This window comes from Streptomyces olivaceoviridis, from assembly GCF_014650115.1.
GTDB lineage: Bacteria > Actinomycetota > Actinomycetes > Streptomycetales > Streptomycetaceae > Streptomyces > Streptomyces olivaceoviridis.
Genome location: NZ_BMUI01000050.1, coordinates 21,669 through 28,420 on the forward strand (window position 1 = coordinate 21,669; position 6,752 = coordinate 28,420).

Here is a 6,752-nt window from a genome sequence, read left to right on the forward strand (position 1 = left end):
GCTCACGCCGCCTGTACGGCATCGCCGGCCGCGGTCGTCGTCAGGACCACGTTGTGCAGCTCCTCGCCCCGTGCGTAGCGGTGCAGTTGCCGGCGCAGGAAGTCCTCGGTCATCGTCGGGAACGCGTCGGTGAAGGCCGCCACGTGCGGGGTGATCAGGACGCCGGGCAGGTGCCACAGCGGATGGCCGGGCGGCAGCGGTTCCGGATCGGTGACGTCGAGCCCGGCCCGGAGCCGGCCCGCCCGCACCTCCCGGACCAGCGCGTCGGTGTCCACCAGCTCTCCCCGGGCGACGTTCACCAGCAGGGCACCGTCCTTCAGGAGTGCCAGCGCCTGCGCACCGAACATGCCGCGCGTCTGCTCGGTCAGCGGCGCGCACAGCACCACCGCGTCCGCCGTGGGCAGCAGCCCGCGCAGCTCCGCCGCCCCGTGCACGCGTCCGGCCGGTGTGGTGCGCGCCGTGCGGGCCACGAAGACCGTCTCGCACCGGAACGCGTCGAGCCGGGCGGCGACGGCCGCGCCGACGGCGCCGTAGCCGACGACCAGGACGCGCTTGCCGGCCAGCGAGGTGCGGAACTCGGGCTGCCACGCCCCCTCGGCCTGCCGGGCGCCGAACACGTCGAGCCCCCGGGACAGGGCCAGCAGCAGGGTGACCGCCAGCTCGGCGGTGGCCTCGCGGTGCACGCCGCGCCCGGTGCTCAGCCGGGTTCCGGGCGGCATCGCGTCCAGCAGCGGCAACATGTGGTCGTAGCCGGAGCTGAGCAGCTGGAGCACCTCCAGGTCGCGCATCCGCGGCAGGACGGGGCGCAGTACCCGGTCGGCGCCGGGAGCCGGTGGGCCGACGAGGAAGCGGACCTCGGCGGGGTCACCCGGCAACGGGCCGGACCCGTCCCAGTACGCGTAGGTGAACTCGTCCGGCAGTCCGGGTATCCGGCTCCGGTGGTACGGGAGCCAGACGGTCGTGCCGTCCTTCATCGTGCATCAGCTTCTTCCCGCTCAGGTGCGGCGTGGGGCCGGCACCGACGTGCGGCCGTTCGTGAAGCGGTGGGGTGTTCGCGCCGGACCGCGTCCCCGCGGAGCCTGTTCACGCGGCGGACGGTGTCCGGACCGCCTCGGTCGGCATGGAGTCGTTTCCTCACCCATGAGGACGGGTGTGTCAGGGGCGGAGGTTCACGTGAGGCTCGTCACTCGAATGTGTGTCCGGCCGCCCGGACGGCATACGTGTCGACGCGCGGCCGGGCCCGGCAGGGGCGGCACCGGTGACGTGCCGGGCCGCGGCGGGGTCAGCGGCGCCGCCCGGGCCCGACTGCCTGCCCGGGCGGCGGACGGGCCCGCTCACCGTGGGTGGGACGGCGGCCCCGGGACCAGCTCGCGGTAGCGCCCGCGGTGGAAGACCAGCGGTTCACGAGCGGGATCCGCGCCGAGCGCCACGACCCGGCCGACGACCAGGGTGTGGTCACCGGCGTCGTACTCGTTCCACAGCTCGCACGAGATGAACGCGCACACACCGTCCAGCCGCGGTGCGCCGCCCGGGCCCGGCGACCACCCGACCCCGTGGAACCTGTCCTGCCCGGAGCGGGCGAACGCGGCGCTGACGTCCGCCTGGCCGGCGGCCAGGACGTTGACCCCGAAGGTGCCCGCCGTACGGATGAGGGGCCAGGTCCGCGAGGTCCGGGCCGGGGAGAGGGAGACGAGCAGGGGGTCGAGGGAGAGGGACACGAAGGACTGGCAGGTGAAGCCGAGCGGGCCGGCCGGCCCCCCGGCCGTGATGACGGTGACGCCCGTCGCGAAGTGCCCGAGCACCTCGCGCACGGTGCCTCCGGTGGCCTCCGACGCGCTGAGGTCGAACATGTGCCTTCTCTTCTTTCTCGCCCGCCGGGCGACGGACATGAGCCCGCCCGGCGGGCGTGGGAGCGGATACGGCGGGCGGTGCCTCAGACCATCGGACTGACCGGCCGTCCGTCGCCCACCAGCGCACGGCCGTACATCTCCTTGGCGAGCCCGGGGTTGAGCGTGGGATGCCGGGACGCGGTCTCCAGATCGCGCCAGTGCCGCTGAATGGTCTTGGTGAGCGAGAAGCTGCCCGCTCCGCTGACGGTCAGCAGGGCCTGCATCGCCTGGCGCAGGCATGTGGAGGCGTGTCCCGCGTCCATCCGCACCCGTGCCCGTTCGACCAGCGTGGGGGTGCTCCCGGAGGCCGCCGCCGTGCCGATGAACTCCGCCGAGCGGCGCAGGTGCAGGTGTGCGGAGTCGATGAGGGTGGCCGCCTCGGCGAGCGCCGCCTGCACGCTCGGCGAGTCGGCGAGCCGGGCGTGCAGGGACATGGCCATCGGCTTGCCGCCCTCGACGGTCTCCAGGGTGAGCCGGAGGGCCGCCCTCCCGATGCCCAGCAGCGGTCCCATGGAGACGATCGTCATGGATCCCGGGGGAATCCGGTACAACGACTCCTCGGGCAGTCCCTTGCCCTGGACGACGTCGGAGAAGCGCCGCAGCCGGTGGTACGGGACGAAGACCTCGTCGGCGACCAGCGTGTCACTGCCCGTGCCGCGCATGCCCGCCATGTCCCAGGTCTTCTCGATGGCGAGGGCGGAGGTGGGCACGAGCGCCAGTCCCCGTTCGGTCCCGGCGCCCGACTCCCCTGGCAGCGGGACGCCGAGCAGGGCCCAGTCGGCCTGGTGGCTGCCGGACGCCCAGCCCCAGGAGCCGGAGACGAGCAGCCCGCCCTCGACGGGCGCGGAGACGACTCCCGTGCTGCCGAACACCCCGCACATCGGGACGTCGGGGCCGTCGCCCCACAGGTCCTGGCGCCCCTGCTCCCCGAAGGAGGCGGCGATCTGCTGTGCCACGTACGAGACCATCACCACCCAGGCGCTCGACGGGCAGGCCAGCGCCACTTCGGCCGACACTTCCATGCTGTCGGCGGGCGCCAGTTCCGCACCGCCCCAGCGCTTCGGCACGCCGAGGCGGAACAGGCCCGCCTCCCGCAGCGCCCGCTCGGCCTCGGGCGTCAGCCGGCTGTCGCGCTCGGCCGCGTCCGCGGCGCGGCGCAGCACGGGGGCGATCTCTTGGGCAGCCGCCATGAGCCGGCGGGTGGGTTCGGCGAGCGGGGTGCGCTCGCCGCTGATCGATGCGGTCATCACCACTCCAGGGACAGCAGGATTCGGACCCACGGGTCCGTTTGCTTGGCCCAGCATAACCGGACTCCGGGGTCCGATTGCCTCGCGGTCCCTGCCCCGAACCACGGCAGGCACAATGAACGGGTGAATCCGGTGCAGACGACTCCGCAGCAGAACCGGCTGGACGCCCCCCGCAGACGGGCCGACGCCCGGCGCAACCACGAGCGGGTCTTCGCCGCGGCACTGGAGGTCTTCGAGGAGTTCGGGCTCCAGGGCACCGTGCCGCAGGTCGCCGAGCGTGCCGACGTGGGGAAGGCCACGGTGTACCGCAGCTACCCGACGAAGGAAGACCTGGTGGAAGCGGTCGTGGGGCATCGGCTGGCGGAACTGGAGCGGATCACCGCGCCCGCTCTGGCCGAGGCCGAGCCGACGCGGACCTTCGACACCTACGTGCTCCTGCTCTTCGAGAACCTCGCCCGGGACCGCCTGCTGTCAGAGGTGCTCGCGGAGGGGCGGTCGACGGCGTACACCGGTCCCCTGCTCGACCGGCTGGCCGCTCTGATGGAGGAGGCCAGGACCGCCGGCCGGATCCGTCCGGACGCCAACCCGCTGGACCTGCGCGTGGTGCTGTGCGGCATGTGCCTGCAACTGGTCAATCTCGCGGAGCGGGATCCGGCGCTGTGGCGCAGGTACGGCCAACTGACCCTCCAGGCGCTGCGGCCCTGAACCCGTCACGGCCTCAACGGTCGAGCCCCGCCGGTGCCGTGCCCGGCCGCCGCCTGCGTGCCGGGGCGGCCCGGTACGGCGTCCGGGGTGCGTCACGGTCCGCGGCCGGGGTCACATCACGGCGGGTGACGACCGGGGCCAGGTCGGGGTGCGCGGCAGCCGCGCGGAAGATCTCCGCCCAGGACGTCACGGCCGGCCGGCGGCGCAGCAGCGCCCGGCGCTCCCGCTCGGTCATCGCGCCCCACACGCCGTACTCCTCGCGGTGGTCGAGGGCGTACGCCAGGCAGTCGAGCCGGACCGGGCAGGCGGCGCAGACGGCCTTGGCCTCGTTCTGCGCGGCACCTTCGGCGAACATCCGGTCCGGCTGCGCCCGGCACAGCCCTTGGTCGACCCAGTCCATGCCCGCCTCGCTCCCCTGCGGCGTCCCGGGCGGGCCGCCTGCTGCGTCCGTACACACGTATCGGAAGACACATCCGACACTAGCTCACATGTTCCGCGGTCGGCGTACCGGACCGGGCCAGGCCGGGCCGTACGCGCCGCCCGGACCTCGCTGTCCGGGGCGACGATACGTGTCTCAAAGGGCAAGGTACAGCTCATACGAGGTGCGGGCCGCACGTCCGGAGCCGTCAGTCACGGTGCAAGCCGTGCAGCAAGAACATTTTCGGCCATACCACGTGACGAACTTCCTGAGGTGCATCTAGTCTTCGACTCAAGGCGGCTCGCAGGGCGGCGGGCCCCCCGTGGAACACAACCACTGCTCAGGAGGCCGCACGGAGCATGTGCACGCGCCGTCCCGGCGCCCCGAAGGGGAGCCGCGGGAAGAAACGCCGCACCGTGGAGGAGCGACGAGGACGTACCCTCGCCTCTGCGTCTGGCGCGATCCGTGCGCACGGGCGCGGCAGCGTTCGGCCGGGCCGGTTCAGCGGGGAAGGGAGTAGGGGACGGTGGAGTCGATCGACAGGACGATGGTCGGCCGCGAACGCGAGCAGGAGGTGCTGTCCGGCTTCGTGACGGCCCCGGGGGGCCAGGCTCTCGTCCTGCGCGGCGACACCGGTGTGGGCAAGAGCGCCCTGCTGGAGCACGTCGCCGACCTCGCGGCGGACGAGAAGCACCGCGTGATCCGGGCCGCCGGGGTCGAGGCCGAGTCGGAGCTGCCCTTCGCCGGCCTGCACCAGTTCCTGTACCCGCTGCTCTCCTACATCGACCGGCTCGACGACACCCACCGAGGGGTCTTCGACGTCGTCTTCGGCAGGAGCGAGGGCCCGCCCCCCTCGGTCATGACCCTCGGCATCGCCGTCCTCGACCTGTTCTCGCTCGCGGCGTCGCAGAAGCCGCTCCTGCTGGTACTGGACGACGGCCAGTGGCTGGACACCTCCAGCACCGAGGTGTGCGGATTCGTCGGCCGACGGCTCACCGGCAGCTCGGTGAAGCTCGCCGTCGGCCTGCGCTCCGACGTGCCCTCGGGCTTCGACACGGCCGCGCTGCCGCACCTGCCGGTGACCACCCTGTCCGAGAAGGCCTCCGAGCAGCTCCTGGACCTGCACCACCCCGGGCTGGATCCCCGGATCCGCCGTCTCGTCCTGGACGAGGCGCTGGGCAACCCGCTGGCCCTGCTGGAACTGCCGCCCCATGTGCTGCGCAGTGGCCGGGAGGCGGGCAACCGGGAGGACCTGGTCGGCTACACCGGCGTTCCGCTGCCCCTGCGCCTGCGGCACGTCTACGGCGCCCGTATCGAGGCCCTCGGTGACGCCGTACGCGCGGAACTGCTGCGCGGCGCCCTGGACGGCGTCGGAGCGGGCACGGCGGCAGGCCGTGCCCGCGGCACGCGCTACCGCATGCGCGACACCGAAGAGGCGTTGGCGGCGGGCCTGCTGGGCATCGACCCGGTCAGCGGCGACTTCGTCTTCCGGCACCCCCTGGTGCGCTCGACGGTCGTCCAGACGGCGACCCCCAACGAGCGGCGCGCGGCCCACGCGGTGCTCGCGCACGTGCACCGCGACGACGTGGAACGACGTGCCATGCACCTGGCGGCCTCGACGGTCGACCCGGACGAGGAGGTCGCGGCGGCGCTGGAGGCGGCGGCCGACTCCGCCACCCGGCGCGGCGGCTCACAGGCCGCCGTGACCTGGCTGACCCGGGCCGCGGAACTGAGCGAGGGCCGCGAGGAACGGTCCCGGCGACTGGGCAGCGCGGCGTTCATCGCCGGTCACGCCGGCCTGCTGGACCGGGCCCAGCAGCTGGTCGGCTCCGACACCGCGTCCGGTGGGAACGACTCCCCGGCCTCCGTGGTCGCGTCGGCCTATGGCGCGCTGTACGACGACGGGGACGTTCGCTCCTCCCATCGCCAGGTCACGGCGGCGATCGAGAGCATCCGTGACAGCGGTGTGGCAGAGCCGAACGAGGTCCTCACCCGGCTGGTGAACCTGCTGCTCGCGATCGACCAGTACGCGAGCGACGAGACGTCGTGGGAACGGACGCACGAGCTCCTCGGTTCCCTGGGCAACCTGGTGTCCCCCCTCTCCCGTATCTACGAGGACGCGTGGGGGGACGTCGTCCGGCGCGGTGCGGGTGTGGCGGAGCGGGTGGAACGCGCCTTCGCCGACCTCCGCGCGCTCGAACCGTGGGACATCAGCCGGCTCTCGGTCGCCGCCTACCACGTGGACACCCTCAGCCATTACCGGCCGCACCTCCAGCGCACCGTCGACCGCGAGGTGGAGACGGGTGCCGCGGTGTCCGGCATCACCATGCTGCACCTGATCATGCTCGACCAGCTGGCGGTCGGGGAATGGGACGAGGCCGAGCGGACCGGACAGCGTGGCCTGGAACTGGCGGTGTCACACCACCACGCGCTGTTCGCCCATCACACCCGGGCGTATCTCGGTCTGCTCGCGGCGATGCGCGGCCAGGCCGA

The 6,752-nt window shown here is 73.2% G+C and carries 6 protein-coding genes; 2 read left to right on the plus strand and 4 right to left on the minus strand.

Features of this window, described 5'->3' with window-relative positions:
- Window positions 1-2: 2 nt before the first annotated feature.
- From IE273_RS41140 to IE273_RS41150, 3 genes are all read right to left on the minus strand, one after another.
- Window positions 3-974: an NAD(P)-dependent oxidoreductase gene (locus tag IE273_RS41140; protein WP_189820223.1), complete on the minus strand. Its 972-nt coding sequence runs from the start codon at window positions 972-974 to the stop codon at window positions 3-5.
- Window positions 975-1,334: 360 nt separating this feature from the next.
- On the minus strand, window positions 1,335-1,850 hold the full coding sequence (locus tag IE273_RS41145) for a flavin reductase family protein (RefSeq protein WP_189820224.1): 516 nt from the start codon (window positions 1,848-1,850) through the stop codon (window positions 1,335-1,337).
- 83 nt (window positions 1,851-1,933) lie between these two features.
- The gene (locus IE273_RS41150; protein WP_189820225.1) at window positions 1,934-3,136 is read right to left on the minus strand and encodes an acyl-CoA dehydrogenase family protein; all 1,203 of its coding nucleotides are present in this window, start codon (window positions 3,134-3,136) and stop codon (window positions 1,934-1,936) included.
- Window positions 3,137-3,259: 123 nt separating this feature from the next.
- Here IE273_RS41150 and IE273_RS41155 point away from each other — a divergent pair, with 123 nt between their 5' ends.
- Complete coding sequence (locus tag IE273_RS41155; RefSeq protein WP_229888100.1) at window positions 3,260-3,841, plus strand: TetR/AcrR family transcriptional regulator; 582 nt, start codon at window positions 3,260-3,262, stop codon at window positions 3,839-3,841.
- Window positions 3,842-3,854: 13 nt separating this feature from the next.
- Here the strand turns inward: IE273_RS41155 and IE273_RS41160 are convergent, their stop codons facing one another.
- Window positions 3,855-4,241: a WhiB family transcriptional regulator gene (locus IE273_RS41160; protein WP_189820226.1), complete on the minus strand. Its 387-nt coding sequence runs from the start codon at window positions 4,239-4,241 to the stop codon at window positions 3,855-3,857.
- Between the two features lie 565 nt (window positions 4,242-4,806).
- On the opposite strand from IE273_RS41160, the gene IE273_RS41165 reads away from it, so the two are divergent.
- Window positions 4,807-6,752 (plus strand): AAA family ATPase (locus tag IE273_RS41165; RefSeq protein WP_189820230.1); only part of this gene is annotated, 1,946 nt, incomplete at its 3' end.

Excerpts from the sequence above, each read along its gene's own strand:
- IE273_RS41140 (WP_189820223.1), bottom strand. The coding sequence starts at position 974 with ATGAAGGACGGCACGACCGTCTGGCTCCCGTACCACCGGAGCCGGATA.
- IE273_RS41145 (WP_189820224.1), bottom strand. The coding sequence starts at position 1,850 with ATGTTCGACCTCAGCGCGTCGGAGGCCACCGGAGGCACCGTGCGCGAG.
- IE273_RS41150 (WP_189820225.1), bottom strand. The coding sequence starts at position 3,136 with ATGACCGCATCGATCAGCGGCGAGCGCACCCCGCTCGCCGAACCCACC.
- IE273_RS41160 (WP_189820226.1), bottom strand. The coding sequence starts at position 4,241 with ATGGACTGGGTCGACCAAGGGCTGTGCCGGGCGCAGCCGGACCGGATG.